General features: G+C 61.0%; 18 protein-coding genes. 7 read left to right on the top strand and 11 right to left on the bottom strand.

Features of this window, described 5'->3' with window-relative positions:
- The first annotated feature begins 44 nt into the window (after window positions 1–44).
- Both greB and ACTG1K_RS01700 read left to right on the top strand, forming a co-directional pair.
- Complete coding sequence (gene greB, locus ACTG1K_RS01695) at window positions 45–518, top strand: transcription elongation factor GreB (protein ID WP_005342682.1); 474 nt, start codon at window positions 45–47, stop codon at window positions 516–518.
- A 201-nt stretch (window positions 519–719) separates the two neighbouring features.
- Window positions 720–3,029 carry a Tex family protein gene (locus tag ACTG1K_RS01700; protein ID WP_440006787.1) on the top strand — a complete coding sequence of 770 codons (2,310 nt, stop codon included), beginning with the start codon at window positions 720–722 and terminating at the stop codon, window positions 3,027–3,029.
- A gap of 70 nt (window positions 3,030–3,099) precedes the next feature.
- Here ACTG1K_RS01700 and ACTG1K_RS01705 read toward each other — a convergent pair whose 3' ends face one another.
- The 4 genes from ACTG1K_RS01705 to bioH form a co-directional block, all read right to left on the bottom strand.
- Window positions 3,100–3,378, bottom strand: a complete 279-nt coding sequence (locus ACTG1K_RS01705; RefSeq protein WP_005355353.1) for a hypothetical protein — start codon at window positions 3,376–3,378, stop codon at window positions 3,100–3,102.
- 85 nt (window positions 3,379–3,463) lie between these two features.
- Window positions 3,464–4,231: a putative metalloprotease CJM1_0395 family protein gene (locus ACTG1K_RS01710; RefSeq protein ID WP_439971415.1), complete on the bottom strand. Its 768-nt coding sequence runs from the start codon at window positions 4,229–4,231 to the stop codon at window positions 3,464–3,466.
- A gap of 1 nt (window position 4,232) precedes the next feature.
- A complete protein-coding gene (locus ACTG1K_RS01715; protein ID WP_075113715.1) occupies window positions 4,233–4,466 on the bottom strand; it encodes a flagellar basal body rod C-terminal domain-containing protein in 234 nt (77 codons plus the stop codon).
- 71 nt (window positions 4,467–4,537) lie between these two features.
- The gene (gene bioH, locus ACTG1K_RS01720) at window positions 4,538–5,302 is read right to left on the bottom strand and encodes a pimeloyl-ACP methyl ester esterase BioH (protein ID WP_425856567.1); all 765 of its coding nucleotides are present in this window, start codon (window positions 5,300–5,302) and stop codon (window positions 4,538–4,540) included.
- A gap of 38 nt (window positions 5,303–5,340) precedes the next feature.
- Between bioH and ACTG1K_RS01725 the strand changes: the two genes are divergently transcribed.
- Both ACTG1K_RS01725 and nfuA read left to right on the top strand, forming a co-directional pair.
- The gene (locus ACTG1K_RS01725; protein ID WP_440004740.1) at window positions 5,341–6,069 is read left to right on the top strand and encodes a ComF family protein; all 729 of its coding nucleotides are present in this window, start codon (window positions 5,341–5,343) and stop codon (window positions 6,067–6,069) included.
- 80 nt (window positions 6,070–6,149) lie between these two features.
- Entirely contained in the window at window positions 6,150–6,728 is a 579-nt protein-coding gene (nfuA, locus tag ACTG1K_RS01730) for a Fe-S biogenesis protein NfuA (RefSeq protein ID WP_005340636.1), read from the top strand.
- 69 nt (window positions 6,729–6,797) lie between these two features.
- Here the strand turns inward: nfuA and gpsA are convergent, their stop codons facing one another.
- Genes gpsA through ACTG1K_RS01745 form a run of 3 tightly spaced genes read right to left on the bottom strand, consistent with a single transcriptional unit; the run spans window position 6,798 to window position 8,757 of the window.
- Window positions 6,798–7,802 (bottom strand): NAD(P)H-dependent glycerol-3-phosphate dehydrogenase, encoded by a 1,005-nt coding sequence (gene gpsA, locus ACTG1K_RS01735; protein WP_005356865.1) that lies wholly within the window; start codon window positions 7,800–7,802, stop codon window positions 6,798–6,800.
- Window positions 7,803–7,804: 2 nt separating this feature from the next.
- Complete coding sequence (gene secB / locus ACTG1K_RS01740; protein WP_042054222.1) at window positions 7,805–8,275, bottom strand: protein-export chaperone SecB; 471 nt, start codon at window positions 8,273–8,275, stop codon at window positions 7,805–7,807.
- Between the two features lie 50 nt (window positions 8,276–8,325).
- Window positions 8,326–8,757, bottom strand: coding sequence for a rhodanese-like domain-containing protein (locus ACTG1K_RS01745; protein WP_005340640.1), 432 nt, complete (start codon window positions 8,755–8,757; stop codon window positions 8,326–8,328).
- 246 nt (window positions 8,758–9,003) lie between these two features.
- On the opposite strand from ACTG1K_RS01745, the gene gpmM reads away from it, so the two are divergent.
- Both gpmM and envC read left to right on the top strand, forming a co-directional pair.
- Complete coding sequence (gene gpmM, locus ACTG1K_RS01750) at window positions 9,004–10,533, top strand: 2,3-bisphosphoglycerate-independent phosphoglycerate mutase (RefSeq protein ID WP_421284604.1); 1,530 nt, start codon at window positions 9,004–9,006, stop codon at window positions 10,531–10,533.
- A gap of 9 nt (window positions 10,534–10,542) precedes the next feature.
- A complete protein-coding gene (envC, locus tag ACTG1K_RS01755; protein WP_440004741.1) occupies window positions 10,543–11,895 on the top strand; it encodes a murein hydrolase activator EnvC in 1,353 nt (450 codons plus the stop codon).
- Between the two features lie 132 nt (window positions 11,896–12,027).
- Here the strand turns inward: envC and ACTG1K_RS01760 are convergent, their stop codons facing one another.
- Window positions 12,028–12,678, bottom strand: a complete 651-nt coding sequence (locus ACTG1K_RS01760; RefSeq protein WP_374880129.1) for a Qnr family pentapeptide repeat protein — start codon at window positions 12,676–12,678, stop codon at window positions 12,028–12,030.
- Between the two features lie 89 nt (window positions 12,679–12,767).
- Between ACTG1K_RS01760 and ACTG1K_RS01765 the strand changes: the two genes are divergently transcribed.
- Window positions 12,768–13,775: a substrate-binding domain-containing protein gene (locus tag ACTG1K_RS01765; RefSeq protein WP_106844209.1), complete on the top strand. Its 1,008-nt coding sequence runs from the start codon at window positions 12,768–12,770 to the stop codon at window positions 13,773–13,775.
- A gap of 84 nt (window positions 13,776–13,859) precedes the next feature.
- Here the strand turns inward: ACTG1K_RS01765 and ACTG1K_RS01770 are convergent, their stop codons facing one another.
- Genes ACTG1K_RS01770 through ACTG1K_RS01780 form a run of 3 tightly spaced genes read right to left on the bottom strand, consistent with a single transcriptional unit; the run spans window position 13,860 to window position 16,813 of the window.
- A complete protein-coding gene (locus tag ACTG1K_RS01770) occupies window positions 13,860–14,501 on the bottom strand; it encodes a bifunctional 4-hydroxy-2-oxoglutarate aldolase/2-dehydro-3-deoxy-phosphogluconate aldolase (protein ID WP_005342660.1) in 642 nt (213 codons plus the stop codon).
- 9 nt (window positions 14,502–14,510) lie between these two features.
- Window positions 14,511–16,307 (bottom strand): phosphogluconate dehydratase, encoded by a 1,797-nt coding sequence (edd, locus tag ACTG1K_RS01775; RefSeq protein ID WP_440004742.1) that lies wholly within the window; start codon window positions 16,305–16,307, stop codon window positions 14,511–14,513.
- On the bottom strand, window positions 16,304–16,813 hold the full coding sequence (locus ACTG1K_RS01780) for a gluconokinase (RefSeq protein ID WP_005340649.1): 510 nt from the start codon (window positions 16,811–16,813) through the stop codon (window positions 16,304–16,306). Before ACTG1K_RS01780 ends, edd begins: the two co-directional genes overlap by 4 nt.
- Window positions 16,814–16,978: the final 165 nt, after the last annotated feature.

A 16,978-nucleotide genomic window follows, 5' to 3' on the forward strand; every position in this document is an offset into this window, starting at 1 on the left:
GCAGTTAGCGATGAATACCCCTCTTTGACCAGGTCCGCATCACCATGAAGACAAAGCTGATCACCCGCGAAGGCTACAACAAGCTGAAAGAAGAGCTCGATTTCCTCTGGCGCCAGGAGCGCCCCGAGGTCACCAAGAAGGTGGCATGGGCCGCCAGTCTGGGGGATCGCAGCGAAAATGCCGACTACCAGTACAACAAGAAGCGGCTGCGGGAGATCGATCGGCGGGTGCGTTACCTGCGCAAGTGCCTCGAAGAGCTGGGGATCGTCGACTATGCCCCCGCGCAGGAGGGCAAGGTCTTCTTCGGCGCCTGGGTCGAGGTGGAAAACGAAGAGGGCGAGACCAAGCGCTTTCGCATCGTCGGCTATGACGAGATCTTCGAGCGCAAGGATTACATCTCCATCGACTCCCCCATGGCCCGCGCCCTGCTCAAGAAAGAGGTCGGTGATGAAGCCATCGTCCGTACGCCAGTTGGTGACGTCTGCTGGTATATCAACGAGATCAGCTACCCCAAATAGCCGGACTACTGGTGAGCTGCTTGCCACAGGCACATCCTGAGTCACAGGTGCAATGGCAAGATATGCGCTCTCCCCTGCGACTTATCAGTCTGACGGGTGCAGACCCCGGCGCAGGGTGGCATCCCGCAACACGACCCCATATAGTGCTCACACTTGGCGCCTGATGGCGCGGACTCGACCACAGAGGCCCTCAACAACATCATGATGCAAACCATAGAGAGACAGATTGCCGGTGAGCTCAATGCTCGCCCGGAGCAGGTGCAGGCCGCAGTGCGCCTGCTGGATGAAGGCTCGACCGTGCCCTTTATCGCCCGTTACCGTAAAGAGGTGACCGGCGGTCTGGACGACAGCCAGCTACGTACTCTGGAGAGCCGCCTCGGCTATCTGCGTGAACTGGAAGATCGCCGTCAGGTGATCATTCGCTCCATCGAAGAGCAGGGCAAGCTGACCCCCGAGCTGATGCGCGAATTGAATGGCGCCGACAGCAAGACCCGACTGGAAGATCTCTACCTCCCCTACAAGCCCAAGCGCCGCACCAAGGGGCAGATGGCGATCGAAGCCGGGTTGGAGCCGCTGGCCAATCTGCTGCTCAGCGACCCGATGCAGGATCCCGAGCAAGCTGCAGCCACCTTCCTCAATCCCGAACAGGGCATTGCCGACAGCAAAGCAGCCCTCGACGGCGCCCGCTATATCCTGATGGAACGCTTCGCCGAGCAGGCCGACCTGCTGGAGAAGCTGCGCGACTACCTGTGGCAAAATGCCACCCTGCGCGCCCGCGTTGTGGCAGGCAAGGAGCAGGAAGGGGCCAAGTTCAAGGACTATTTCGAACACGACGAACCCCTGCACAAGGCCCCCTCCCACCGGGTGCTGGCCATGCTGCGCGGCCGCAATGAAGGGATCCTCAATCTGGCGCTGGTAACCGGTGACGATGAGAGTGCCAGCCCCTGCGAAGGGATCATTGCCCACCACCTCAAGCTCAATCTGCAGAACCGCCCGGCCGACAAATGGCTGCAAGGGGTGGTGAGCTGGACCTGGAAGATCAAGTTGTCGCTTCAGATGGAGACCGAGCTGATCGGCCGTATCCGCGAATCGGCAGAGGAGGAGGCGATCAAGGTGTTCGCCATGAACCTCAAGGATCTGCTGATGGCGGCCCCGGCGGGCATGCGCTGCACCATGGGGCTGGATCCGGGCATCCGCACTGGGGTCAAGGTTGCCGTGGTGGATGCCACCGGCAAGCTGGTCGATCACGCCACCATCTATCCGTTCGAACCAAAACGCCAGATTGATCAAAGCCTCAAGACCCTGAGAGAGCTGTGCCAGAAACACAAGGTCGAGCTCATCAGCATCGGCAACGGCACCGCCTCGCGGGAGACCGACCGACTGGTGAGCGATCTGTTCGAGCGCTACCCCGCCGCCAAAGCGCAGAAGATAGTAGTGAGCGAGGCAGGAGCCTCGGTCTACTCCGCCTCCGAACTTGCCTCTCAGGAGTTCCCGGATCTCAACGTCTCGATCCGTGGCGCCGTCTCCATCGCCCGCCGCCTGCAAGACCCGCTGGCCGAACTGGTCAAAATCGATCCCAAGAGTATCGGGGTGGGCCAGTATCAGCACGACGTCGGCCAGAGCCAGCTGGCCCGCCGGCTGGATGCCGTGGTTGAGGATTGCGTGAACGCGGTCGGGGTCGATGTGAACACCGCCTCGGTCGCCCTGCTCAACCGGGTTTCCGGCCTCTCCCAAACGTTGGCCCAGAACATCGTCGCCTACCGGGATGAGCACGGAGCCTTCAAGAGCCGTCAGCAGTTGCTGAAAGTGAGCCGACTCGGCCCCAAAGCCTTCGAACAGTGTGCCGGCTTCCTGCGCATTCGCGGCGGCAGCAATCCCCTCGACAGCTCGGCGGTACACCCGGAGTCCTATCCGGTGGTGGAGCGGATCCTCGCCAAGCTGGAGCAGACAGTTGAGAGCCTGCTCGGCAACAGCAGCCTGCTGCGCAGCCTGAAACCGGCCGACTATACCGATGAGCAATTCGGCGTACCTACCGTCACCGACATCATCGGCGAGCTGGACAAGCCGGGCCGCGACCCGCGCCCCGAGTTCAAAACCGCGACCTTCAAGGAAGGGGTGGAGCAGATCAGCGACCTGGTGCCCGAGATGGTGCTGGAAGGGGTGGTCACCAACGTCACCAACTTCGGTGCCTTCGTCGATATCGGTGTTCATCAGGACGGGCTGGTGCACATCTCCTCCCTGACCGACCGTTTCGTCAAGGATCCCCGTGAGGTGGTCAAGGCGGGCGACATTGTGCGGGTCAAGGTGCTGGAAGTGGACGCCCCGCGCAAGCGGATTAGCCTGACCATGCGCCTCGACGAAAAGGCAGGGCAACCCGCCCGCAAGTCGGCTGAAGCGCGCAACAGCAGTGCTGGCAACGCCAAACCAAGAAATGAGCCGCGCCAAAGCGCCCCTATGGGTGGTGCCATGGGCAACGCCTTCGCGGCGGCGCTCTCCAAAGCGAAAAAGTAACGAAACCGTCCGGAACGCCTCTGAATGCAAAAAGCCCCGCAAGGGGCTTTTTTACACGCGAAGCTCAGGATCACTGCGTCAGGGCAGCAAGAATGCTCTCGGGCTCTCCATGCTGGGCCAGCACCTCCCGCAGTCGGTTGAATGCCTTGCAGGCCTCTTGCGGATACTTGCCGTAAGAGACGACGCCGGTGTGACTCCAGCCAGCCGCCAGCATCACTTTCTTCTTAAAACTGGTTCCTTCAGTTCCTCCTCCTCCGAGCTGCATCAGAAATTGCTCCATCTGCAGGTGGGGGGGCGGTACACGGGAGAAGGTGGTGAAATCTTCCGCTTTGACTTCATCGAAATGCATGACAGCTCCTGTGAAATTGGAATGGGCCTGATCTTCAGGTTAGTTGCAAAACAGGCAAAGCAGCTGAAAGTTTGGCGAGGGTGATTCAGATATGCAGACTGAGGGACAGGGTAGAAGCCGGGCTGACAGCCTGTTGATAGTGGCCCGCGATGACGCTGTTGCGCTTGTCCATATAGGCACTCAGCACACCGCCCGATTTCGCGCTCTGCTCGGCCATCAGCTCTTTGCGCGCCTTGGCTTCACTGGCGGCGGCGCTGCGTGCAACGGCCAAATCCTGCGCGGAAGGCTCGGCAGGCGCCAGCGCTGCAGAGCGGATCTGCTGCATCTTGGCGATGGTAGCGGCAGGGTCACCGGGTACGACACTGGTATCGATCTGGACTTCGCCACCCGTCGCATAACGCTTGCCATCCGGCCCTTGCGTAAACTGATAGGTGGGCGAGCTGGCGTACTCTCCACCCGCAGACTGGTGCGCCTGCTCGTGAGTGCGCACCTCCTTGTCACGCTCGACAAGATCCTGAACCTGCTGCTCTTGCCGCTGTTGCTGCTCCTGCTGTTTGGGATCTTGCTGCTTGCGCTGCCCATCCTCGCCGGTGGCCTCGACAAAGCGATTGTCTGGCAGTGTCGTCGGGGCTAATTGCCCGGTTTCACGGCTATTCTGGGAGCTCTGATTGCTGGAGGCCTGACCGGCTTTGGATTTCTCTTTCTGGGAGCCGACTTCGGATTCGGCAACGGAGGCTTGGCCCGCTCGTGCCTGTGGGATCAGTTCTGCCCGGCGATTATCCGTCCTCGCCGCTTCCACCTGGGGTTGCAGCTGTGTCGGGATAAGGGGAGGCAGACTGACATTGATGTTCATCTCACACCCGGATGTCGATCAGGGTTCCCATCATATCGCTGGCGGTCTGCACTACCTTGGCGGAAGCGCCAGCCTGCTGCTCGGCCACCTTGAGATTGACAAGCTCATCAGTCACTTGCACCTGATCCCCGCTGGGGGTGTTGAGGCGGGCGATCTGACTGGATGCCTTGTCGGCAATCTGCTCGGCTCGCTGAAATCCCTGTACCCCGCTGTTGAAAGCAGAATCAATACGCATGGTGTTACTCCTCTGGTCACAGCTTAATTATCCGCCAGACCAGAGGATTAATGAAGCTTGCAGGCTATTTTTTAGCCAACAAAATCTCGAACGATTTCAATGAATTCGTCAGGATGGGAGATAAAAGGTGCGTGTGAGGCCTTATTAAGGGTCACGCTGCGGCTGGCAGGGTAGAGATCATCCAGCAGGGGAATGGCGGCCTTGGGTACCAATGAATCCAGTCGGCCATAGATCCGCAACCAGGGCAGATCCAGCTCCCGCAGCGGTTCGCGTAGGTCAATCTCGGCCAACAGCGTCAGCCCGGCCTCGAGTGCGGCAAACTGGGGCGCCGGGCGCTCGGCCAGCCAGTGGCGCAACTGGCGGATATCGTCCCGGGCATGTTCACTGCCCATTGCCTGGATCGCCAGAAAGCGCTCTATGGTCTGGCGAAAATCCCCTGCCAGCATCTGGTTGAAACCGGTCAGTACTTTGGGGGCGATCCCCGGCCACTCATCGCGGGCCATGAAACAGGGAGAGCTGGCTACCGTGATCAGGGAGTGCAACCGATCGGGATGCGTCAGCGCCAACTGGCTTGCCACCAGACCGCCGAGCGACCAGCCAAGCAGATGGCACTTCTGCGGCAAGATGGCGGCCACCTGCTCGGCAAGCCAGGGCAGGCTGTAATCCACCTCGTCTGCCAGCGGGCTGTTGCCAAAGCCGGGCAAATCCACCAGATGAACCCGATAGTGGGGCGCCAACTGTTGGGCAACACCATGCCAGACCGCACCGTTCATCCCCCACCCGTGCAACAGCACCAAATCTGGCCCCTGGCCAAACTGCTCTACCGATATGCTCATCTAGACTCAAGATCCCTGTTCATGCTCTTGGGGTCAGCATGTTAAAGCGACTGCTCGCTAAAGCAAGCCCGCTGCTAGGCAGCCACGGTGACTGGCAAGGGAGCTGCCTGCTCTGCCATCAGCCTTGCGACAACGAGCCCCTGCTCTGCAGCTGGTGTCGGCAGGCGCTGCACCAGTCACAGCCGAGATGCCGCCTCTGCGCCGCACCGCTGACTGACTATATAGAGGAGAGCATACCGGTCTGCGGCCGCTGCCAGCGCAGACCTCCCCCCTGGGAGCGGTTGCAGGTGATCGGCGACTACCAAACCCCCTACCCCATGCTGATCCCCCGGCTCAAATATTCCGGCCAGATCCTGCTGGCGCCGCTACTGGCACGCCTCTTGGCCGATCATCTGGATAGCCGCGAGCCGCCAGAAGCGATCATTCCGGTTCCCCTTCACTGGTGGCGGCAGTGGCGGCGCGGGTTCAATCAGGCGGAGGAGATCGCGCAAGCCCTTGGCGAGTTCACCGCCATTCCCTGCGACAACACCCTGTTGCAGCGCATCAAGGCGACCCCGCAACAAACAACCCTGAGCGCCGGGCAGCGGCGGCGCAATCTGCGCGGGGCATTCCGGATCCGCTCCCACCAATACCATCATGTCGCCCTGCTCGATGACGTTGTGACCACAGGCGCCACCGCCGGTCAGCTCAGCCGTCTGCTCCATGAGAGCGGCATCACAAACGTAGAAGTGTGGGCGATCTGTCGTACCCTGCGGCACAGCAAGTAGACATCGGCATGCTACCCAAGCATTAATAACCGCGTTATCATGAATACCCTAGTCGTACACTCAGGTTTATGAGGATAGTGATGATCAGCATTTCCGACGCCGCCCAGGCCCATTTCCGTAAACTGCTGGAAAAACAGCCTGATGGCACCAATATCCGGGTGTTTGTGGTCAATCCGGGAACCCAGAATGCCGAGTGTGGCGTATCGTATTGCCCGCCCGATGCCGTGGACCCGGAAGATCAACACCTGCCCTTCAGCGGCTTCGACTGCATGGTCGATCCCCTGAGCGCCCCCTTCCTGGTGGATGCCACCATCGACTTCGTGACCGACCAGATGGGCTCCCAGCTCACCCTGAAAGCACCGAACGCCAAGATGCGTAAAGTGGCCGACGACGCGCCGCTGATCGAGCGCATCGAGTACGTGTTGATGTCCGAAGTGAACCCCATGCTGGCCGGTCACGGTGGCAAGGTCACCCTGGTCGAGCTGACTGAAGACAAACTGGCCATCCTGCAGTTTGGCGGCGGTTGCAACGGTTGCTCCATGGTCGATTACACCCTGAAAGAGGGGATCGAGAAGCAGCTGTTGGAGAAGTTCCCGGGTGAGCTCAACGGTGTGAAAGACGCCACCGAGCACCAGCGCGGCGACCACTCTTACTACTGATTTGCAGCCCTTGCAGCAAAGAAAAGGCCCCGCCATCTGGCGGGGCCTTTTGCATGGGTAATCGGCAGATTACTCGTCCTTCTTGTCTCGCGACAGCAGGGCGATGGCCGCCTCTTTCGGGTTCTTACCCTCGTAGAGCACCTTGAAGATCTGCTCGCAAATGGGCATCTCGACGCCGCAGCGGGCCGCCAGCAGATGCACCTCTTTGGTGTTGCGATATCCCTCCACCACCTGACCGATCTCGGTCATGGCGGTGTTCACATCCTTGCCAGCCCCGAGGGCCAGCCCGAAGCGACGGTTGCGCGACTGGTTGTCGGTACAGGTGAGCACCAGATCCCCGAGCCCCGCCATCCCCATAAAGGTTTTGGCATCGGCACCCAGCGCCGCACCCAGACGCTGCATCTCCACCAGACCCCGGGTGATGAGCGCGGTTCTGGCATTGGCGCCAAACCCGAGCCCGTCGGAGAGGCCGGCACCGATGGCGATGACGTTCTTCACCGCCCCACCCAGCTGCAGACCGACGAAATCCGGATTGGTATAGACCCGGAACGAGCGGCCACAGTGCAGCAGGTGGGAGAGATCGTCGGCGAACTCGTCGTGGGTCGAAGCGACCGAGATGGCGGTCGGCAGACCGGCAGCCAGCTCCTTGGCGAAGGTGGGGCCGGAGATCACCGCCAGCGGTATCTCGTCACCCAGCACTTCACGGGCCACATCCTGCAGCAGACGGCCACTGTCCGGCTCCAGACCCTTGGTGGCCCAGGCGATACGGGTATCGGGGCGCAGGAAGGGTTTGATCCGGGTCAGCACATCGCCAAATACATGGCTTGGCACGACCAGCAGCAGCACGGGGGCAGCTTGTACCGCACGTTGCAGATCCGCAGTCAGCTGCAGATCGGCGGGAAAAGGGACATCAGGCAAAAATGCCTTGTTGCAGCGGTCTTGTTCCAGCTCGGCGACATGAGCAGGGTCGTGACCCCACAGCAGGGTCGGATGACCATTGCGCGCCAGAGAAATGGCAAGGGCGGAGCCATAAGACCCCGCCCCCAAGACCGAGATAGCGATCTGGTCAGCCATTATCAGGCTTCCGCAGTCGCCTGCTGGGCCTGTGCTTGCGCCATGTGCTGGGCAAACAGGGCATCGAAGTTGACCGGTGCCAGGTTCAGCTGCGGGAAGGAACCCTTGCTCACCATGTTGGCCACGGCTTCGCGGGCATACGGGAACAGGATGTTCGGGCAGAAGGCAGCCAGGCAGTGAGCCAGTTGCGGCTCCGGCAGGTTGCCTATGGTGAAGATACCGGCTTGCTGTACTTCGCACAGGAAGGCGGTTTCGGTTTCCAGTTTGCAGGTTACGGTCAGGGTCAGGACAACCTCATACACGCTCTCAGCCAGGATGTTGGTCTTGGTATCCATATCCAGCTTGACGTCCGGCTGCCACTCTTTCTGGAAGATGTGCGGGGTATTCGGCGCTTCGAAAGAGACATCCTTGGTGTAAACACGCTGGATGTGGAATTCCGGTTGTACTTCCTGGTTGTTGATCTCGTCAGCCATTTCGTTTGATTCCTTGTTATATGGATAAGTGGGCTCAGGCCCTGCTTAAATCAGCGTTTCTTGGTTACCGGCAGATTTTCTGCACGCCATTGGGCCATGCCACCGCCGAGCACATAAACCTGCTTGAAGCCAGCTTTGCTCAGCTGACGGCCCGCGCCGCCCGCAGTCATTCCCGACTCGCACACCACTATGATGGGGGCATCTTTATGCTTTTCAACCGGGCCCAGGTTATTGCTCTGGATCTGGGTCAGCGGCAGGTGCTGGGCACCGGCCAGATGGCCCTTGGCGTACTCTTCCTGACTGCGAATATCCACCACGGTGGCATTCTCGCGGTTGATCAGCAGGGTCGCGGTGTGGTTGTTGACGGTTTTTACCGGGGACAAACGGGCACGCACAGTGGTGTAAACCAGGGTGCCAGCCAGACCCAACCAGGCTGCGGTCAGCAGCGGGTTACGGGCCGCAAAATCCAAATACTCTTGCATCTTCTACTATCCAGGGACCAAGACAAGGGCCCGAGTATACATGGGGGTATTGATAAGATCAGCCATCTTGGCGGCAAAGCGCGAGCAGGCTCCCATCATCATTGGGCATCGATCATGGCAGGAAGGGCGTGGCTTGCGGGGCCGCGGGAGCGCCCCTTGGCTATCAGGTGACTATTTCGGCAGATGTAGTAATATTACGCTAGTTTCATTTCCCGCATTTTTTCCAATCCGAGAGGACATAGTCTTATGTCAACAGCTAAGAAACCTTTGGTTCTGGTCATCATGGACGGTTGGGGCTACAGCACCAAGCAAGAGCACAACGCCGTCGCTGCCGCCAAGACTCCCAACCTCGATCGTCTGGCCCGTGACTACACCAGCACCCTGATCTCCGGCTCCGGTCTGGATGTCGGTCTGCCGGATGGCCAGATGGGCAACTCTGAAGTAGGCCACGTCAACATCGGTGCCGGTCGCATCGTCTATCAGGAGCTGACCCGCATCTCCAAAGACATCCAGGACGGTGAATTCTTCCAGAACGTCGAGCTGGCCAAGGCTGTTGACGCTGCCGTGACCAACGGCAAAGCCGTTCACATCATGGGCCTGATGTCCCCGGGTGGCGTACACAGCCACGAAGAGCACATCATGGGCATGATCGAAATGGCAGCTAAGCGTGGCGCCGAGAAGATCTACCTGCACGCCTTCCTGGATGGCCGCGACGTTCCGCCGCGCTCCGCCCAGTCCTCCATCGAGCTGTTCGATGCCCTGTTCGCCAAGCTCGGCAAGGGTCGTTTCGCCTCCATGATCGGCCGTTACTTCGCCATGGACCGTGACAACCGCTGGGATCGCGTGCAGCAAGCCTATGACCTGATGACCCAGGGCAAGGGCGAGTTCACCGCCGAGAGCGCCACCGAAGCCCTGGCTGCCGCCTATGCCCGCGACGAGAACGACGAGTTCGTCAAAGCCACCCGCATCGGCGAAGCTGCACCGATGGAAGATGGTGATGCGCTGATTTTCATGAACTTCCGTGCCGACCGTGCCCGTGAAATCACCCGCGCCTTCGTTGACACCGACTTCACCGGCTTCGTCCGTGCCGTTGAGCCGAAGCTGAACTTCGTGATGCTGACCGAATACGCGGCCGACATCAAAACTGCCTGTGCCTACCCGCCGACCGCTCTGGTCAACACCCTGGGTGAGTGGCTGGCCAAGCAGGGCAAGACCCAGCTGCGCATCTCCGAAACAGAGAAGTATGCTCACGTCACCTTCTTCTTCAACGGTGGCGAAGAGTCCTGCTTCACCGGCGAAGATCGCGAGATCGTGGCCAGCCCGAAAGTGGCGACCTATGACCTGCAGCCGGAAATGAGCTCCGAAGAGCTGACCGACAAGCTGGTTGCGGCCATCAAGAGCGGCAAGTACGACGTCATCATCTGTAACTACCCGAATGGCGACATGGTTGGTCACACCGGTGTGTTCGATGCCGCCGTCAAAGCGTGTGAAGCCGTTGACCACTGCATCGGTCGCGTGACCGACGCCCTGGCCGAAGTGGGTGGCGAGTGCCTGATCACTGCCGACCACGGTAACGCCGAGAAGATGCTGGACGAAGAGACTGGTCAGGCCCACACCGCCCACACCAATCTGCCGGTTCCGCTCATCTATTTCGGTCGCAAAGCCGAGGTGGTTGAAGGTGGCAAACTGTCCGATCTGGCCCCCACCATGCTGACCCTGATGGGTCTGCCGGTACCGCCGGAAATGACTGGCAAGCCCCTGATGATTCTGAAATAATCCTTCCCCATGCGGGGATGCGAAGTTATTTCACAGAAAACCAGTCGCGTCGGCCTGTTGGCCGGCGCGCTGTTTTTTTGCCTGTCGTTTGGCGCCAGCACACCGGCTTTGGCCGCCAATCAGCAGCTGGGCACCATGCAGTCCCAGATCAAAGAGCAACAGAAGACCATCAAGCTCAGCAAGCAGGAGCTTGCCAAGCTCAATACCCAGCTCAAGGCTGACGAGCAGGCCATCTCGGCCGCCGCCGCCAAACTCAACCAGACCAGGCAGCAGTTGAAGCAGAACCAGCAGAAGCTGGCGACCCTGCAAAAAGACAAGCTGGCGCTGGAAGTTCAAGCCAAACATCAAAAGCAGTTGCTGGCCAAACAGGCGGAGAGCGCCTTTCAGGCGGGCAACCACGACTACCTCAAACTGCTGCTCAATCAGCAGGATCCGGCCAAACTGAGCCGCTCGCTCGACTACTACGACTACCTCAACAAGGCCCGTATCGAGGCCATCGACGCCCTGCGCGCCACCCGCGACAAGCTGGCAAAAAACCAGCAGGCAACCAAAGAGACCGAAACCAGACTGCAAACCCTGCTTGCCGAACAGCAGGAGCATCACCAGACCCTGCTGGCCAGCCAGCAGAGCCGGGCCAAGGTGCGCAACAAGTTGCAGCAGTCGGTGCAGGATGACGAGCAGAAGCTCACCAAGCTGGTCAAGGCGGAGAAAGCGCTGAAAGCCCGGCTGGAAGAGTTGCGTCGCAAGCGCGAAGAGCAGGAGCGCCGTGAACGGGCCGAGCGGGAACGGCTGGCCAAGCTGAAAGCGGAGCAGGAGCGTCAGCGCAAGCTGGCCGAACAGCGCCGCGCCGAGCAACAACGACTCGCCGCCCAGCAGAACAAAACCGTCAAACCGGCAGAACCGGCCGAAGAGGTGGCCAGCAGCAAACCGGAGCGCGGCTCGGGCATCAGCAGTGCCGGTCACTACAGCGGCCTCAAGACCAATGGCAGCCTGCGCTGGCCGGTGCAGGGACCGATCCTCATCTCTTACGGTTCGCCGCGCACCGCCCAGCTTAAGTGGAAAGGCACCCTGATCGGCGCCAGCGAAGGAACTCAGGTCAAGGCGGTCGCACCGGGACAAGTGGTTTACGCCGACTGGCTCGATGGCTTCGGTATGCTGCTGGTAATCGATCACGGTAAGGGCTATATGAGCCTCTACGGTCACAATCAGTCGCTGCTTCGTCAGGTGGGCCAGAATGTGGAACAGGGTGAACCTGTGGCACTGGTCGGTGACAGTGGCGGTCAGGACAGACCGGGCCTCTATTTCGAAATTCGCTATCAGGGCGAGGCGATCAACCCGACCAAATGGCTGGCCAAGGGTTGAGTCAACCCGGCCGACAAACGCGTCACACGCTCACGAACAAAAGCCTGCATCACGCAGGCTTTTGTCGTTTCAGGAGCGCCCTACCCACTGTCGGCCTAATTTGATGAAAAATTACCTAATTTTTCGCTCGGCTCAGGGGAAGACAACCAGACCTATCTGCTCCAGCAAGGTCTGCTGCTGATCCTCGTTGATCTGCACCCCTTGCAGATCGACCCGCCGCAAATCCAGCCCCGGCAGGTCGCACTGGCGCAGATCGCAGCCCTGCAGCTTGAAGCTGGTCCAGTCGATCTGGCCAAACTCGGAGCCGCTGAGCTCGGAACCCACCAGCGAGGCACCAAACAGGTTGGCCCCCTGCCAACGGTTGCCGGTCAGCTCGCACTTCTCCAGCAGGCAGCCCTCGAAGCTGGCATAGCTGAAGTTGTTGCCGGTCAGATGGGCCTCGCAGAAGTAGCTTTTGGCGGTGATCTGGTTGGCGAAGCTGGCGTGGCTGAAGTTGATACCGACCGCCTGACAGTCGCGCATCTCCAACCCCAGACACTGGCTGCGGCTGCAATCGGCCATGGTGAGATCGCAGCGCAGGAAGCTGGCCTCGCGCAGATCGCAACCCTGCAACAGGCAGCCCCGTTCACTCTCCCGATCGTAGAAGCTGCAGTCGATGAAGCGGCTATCGCTCAAATCCAGCCAGGAGAAGTTGCAGCCGATAAAGCGGCACTCCGAGAACTGCTCCCCCTCCACATCCTGTTGCTCGAACCGGACATCCACGAACTGCTTGCCTCTGATCATCGGAAAACTCCTGCAAAAACGGCTTCATATGCTGACTTTATCCGCCAAAAACGGTAATGTTACATGTAACATCCACGCTGGAAACCCCTATGAGCCCCACCCGCAAGCGCCGCCCCACCCTGCAAGATATCGCCGACCAGACCGGCGTGACCAAGATGACTGTCAGCCGCTATCTGCGCGACCCGCAGACCGTGGCGGAGGGGACCCGCGAGCGGATCGCGGCTGTGGTGGAAGAGCTGGGTTATATCCCCAACCGGGCGCCGGACATTCTCTCCAACGCGACCAGCAAGGCGATCGGCATCCTGATCCCCTCCCTCTCCAACCAGGTCTTCTCGGCGGTGATCCACGGCATCGAGTCGGTGACCCGACCGGCTGGCTACCAGACCCTGCTGGCCCACTACGGCTACAGCCCGGAGCGGGAGGAGGAGCAGGTCGCGTCCCTGCTCTCCTATCACGTGGATGGGCTGATCCTCTCCGACAGCCAGCACACCGAACGCACCCGCAAGATGATCGCCACCGCCGGCATTCCGGTGGTGGAGACCATGGATCTGCCGCAAACCCCCATCGACATGGTGGTCGGCATGGATCATAGAGCCGCGGCCCGGGCCATGGTAACAGAGATGCTGCACCGGGGCCGACGCAAGGTGGTCTATCTGGGAGCGCGGCTCGACGTGCGTACCCAGCTGCGGATGGAGGGTTACTATCAGGCGATGACCGACTTCGGCCTCACCGGCCAGCATCTGCTGACCGAACAATCCTCCAGCTTCACTCTGGGGGGCGAGCTGCTGGATCAGGCGCTGGTGCGCTATCCCGACCTCGACGGCCTGTTCTGCACCAACGATGACCTGGCGGTGGGCGCCCTGCTGCAGTGTCAGGCCAAGTGGATCCCGGTGCCCCAGCAGATCGCCATCGCCGGTTGCAACGCCCTCGACATCGGCCACGCCATGACCCCCAAGCTGGCCAGTATCGCCACCCCGCGGGAAGCGATCGGTCGGGAGGCGGCCACCATGCTGCTGGCGCGTCTCAGCGGCCAATCCCAACCCGACACCCGCAAGGATATCGGCTTCTCCCTCTATGTCGGGGAGAGTCTGGGGTAATCCCTTCCCTCACCCACTTAAGTCACGCCGATAACAAACAGGCCACCCGAGGGTGGCCTGTTTGGTTTTCTGCACAACTGACGCTTAGCGTTTAACCAGCTCAACCGCTTCGCGGGAGAGGCGGGTCACCTCTTCCCAGTTGCCGCTCTTGACCGCATCGGCCGGCAGCATCCAGGAGCCGCCGACGGTGGCGACGCACTTGAGCGCCAGATAGTCGGCCACGTTTTTCGGGCCGATACCGCCGGTCGGGCAGAACTTCACCTGGGGCAGCGGCGCGGCAATGGCGGAGAGCGCCTTGGTGCCGCCGTTCGCTTCGGCCGGGAAGAACTTCAGGTGGTCATAGCCCGCTTCCAGCGCCTGCATCACTTCAGACGGAGTCGCCACGCCCGGGATCAGCGGTGCAGTGCTCTTGGCCGCGTGGGCCAGCAGGGCCGGGGTCATCCCCGGGGAGATGACGAAGCGGGCACCGGCAGCGACAGCTGCATCAAACTGCTCGCAGTTGAGCACGGTACCGGCACCGACCATGGCATCCGGCATCGCCTTGGCGATAAGGGCGATGGCATCGAGCGCCACCGGGGTGCGCAAGGTGATTTCGAAGACAGAGATGCCGCCGTCGAGCAGCGCCTTGGCCATCGGCAGGGCCTGATCCAGCTCGTTGATAACCATCACGGGTACCAGCGGGGAGGCGGCAAACACCTCGGCCGGGGTCACTTTCCAGTTCTGCATAGCTCTTCCTTAGTCAAAGATGGTGGCGCCACACTCGGCGCTCGATACCGCGCGACGCATCACGCTGAACAGTTCACGGCCCCACCCCTCTTGTTCCGGAGTGAGGTCAATCTCGGCCTGGGTACGGCCACTCAAATCGGTCAGGCAGTCGAGGCTGCCGTTTACCGCGTCAACCCGCAGCAGGTCACCGTCAGCAAGCAGGCCAATGGCCCCGCCGTGCAGCGCTTCCGGGGTGACGTGGATGGCGGCTGGGATCTTGCCGGAGGCGCCGGAGAGACGGCCATCGGTGACCAGCGCCACCTTGTAACCCGCCTTCTGCAGGTTGCCGAGCACCGGCATCAGCTTGTGCAGCTCCGGCATGCCGTTGGCGGCCGGACCATTGTGGCGCACCACGATAACGGCATCCTGATTGAGATCGCCCGCCTTGTAGGCCGCTTCCACCGCATGCTGGGAGGAGAAGACCCGCGCTGGCGCTTCGATAACCCGATACTCGGGAGCCACGGCGGAGACCTTGACCACGGCGCGGCCCAGATTGCCCGCCAGCAGCTTGGTGCCGCCAGTGGCCTGGAATACGCTGCCGGAAGGTGACAACACGCTCGCATCGCCGCTCTCACCGACCGGCTGCCATACCAGCTGGCCATCCACCAGTGCCGGACGGCTGAGGTAATCCTGCATCTCGCCAAACACCGGGGTGGCATCCATGTGGATCAGCCCATCTTCGGCCAGACGGCGCATCATCCCGGGCACACCGCCCGCCTGTTCGAAGGCGTTCACATCGGCTGGGCCGTTCGGGTACATGCGCACCAGCAGCGGCACCACATCGGAGAGATCGCTGATGTCATCCCAGGTCAGTACCAGACCGGCCGCGCGGGCCAGCGCCACCATGTGAATGCTGTGGTTGGTGCTGCCGCCGGAGGCGAGCAGGGCCACCAGACCGTTGACCAGCGAGCGCTCGTCCAGCACTGTGCTGAGCGGGCGATAAGCCGGAGATCCCGGGATCATGGCGCTGATGCGGCGGGCGGCCTCATCGGTGAGGGCGCGGCGCAGTTCGCTATGGGGATGCACGAAGGCGGAGCCCGGCAGCATCAGGCCCATGGCCTCGAACACCAGCTGGTTGGTGTTGGCAGTGCCGTAGAAGGTGCAGGTGCCCGCCGCATGGTAGGCGCCGCACTCCATCTCCAGCAGGGCATCACGGCCCACTTCACCGGCGGCGTACTTCTGACGCACCTTCACCTTCTCGTCGTTGCTGATGCCGCTCGCCATGGGGCCCGCCGGTACGAATGCAGTCGGCAGGTGAGCGTGGGAGAGGGCCCCCATGATCTGACCCGGTGCAATCTTGTCGCAGATGCCGAGCAGCAGGGTGGCGTCGAAGGTGTTGTGAGAAAGCGACAGCGCGGTCGCCTGGGCGATCAGGTCGCGGGAGAAGAGGGACATGTCCATCCCCGGCTGACCCTGGGTCACGCCGTCGCACATAGCTGGCACGCCGCCGGCGACCTGGGCACTGTGGCCCAGCTCGGCCAGTACCGCCTTGATCTGATCCGGATAGCCCTGATAAGGCTGATGGGCGCTCAGCATATCGTTGTAGGCGGTGACGATGCCGACGTTGGCGCGGGTCATATCGAGAATGCGACCCTTCTCGTCACTGCTGCAGGCGGCCACGGCGTGGGCCAGGTTGCCGCAGGCCAGCGCGGCGCGGGTCTTGCCCTGCTCTGCCTGACGCTGGATGCGGGCCAGAAATGCCTGACGACGGGCGACACTGCGCTCGCGGATGCGGGCGGTGACGTCGGAAATTACCTGATGAATCATTGGGCTTGCTCCAATGCTGTGACGGCGCGGTCAACCACCTGTTCGAAGGTGCCGTCTATATCAATGTGGAATACACCGGCTTCGCCATCCGGGCGCTCCAGAGTATCGAACTGACTTTGTACCATGCTTTCACGCATGAAGTGGCCCTTGCGGGCACGCATCCGCTCGAGGATCAGCGGCTGGCTGCCATCGAGGAAAATGAAGCTGACCGACTCGTTGCCTTCGCGGATCTGGTCGCGGTACTTCTTTTTGAGGGCGGAACAGACAATGATGCCGGTCTCGTTCTTCTGCTCGAGACTGTAGGCGGCGTCGCGGATCCGCTCCAGCCAGGGGGCACGATCCTCATCGTTGAGGGGGTTGCCGCCAGCCATCTTCTGGATGTTGGCCTTGGGGTGCAGGTCATCACCATCGATGAACTTGGCGCCCAGCGCTTCGGCCACTTTCAGACCCACGCTGGATTTGCCGCTACCACACACACCCATCACGATAATGCACTTACCCGCCATAATTTGACCTCTGTCCCACTTTTCAAAAAACCAGCTGTTGATGGGTTCTAATCTAACACGTTACCGGTAACATGTTACCGGTAACGATTAAAAATGTGAAGTCTGCCACAGACTGAGCAAACCCATAGTCACCTGGGCATATGATGTTGAGCCCTTGCCATAAAT

Origin of the sequence: Aeromonas sp. 102P (genome assembly GCF_051920345.1) — a bacterium.
GTDB lineage: Bacteria > Pseudomonadota > Gammaproteobacteria > Enterobacterales > Aeromonadaceae > Aeromonas > Aeromonas veronii.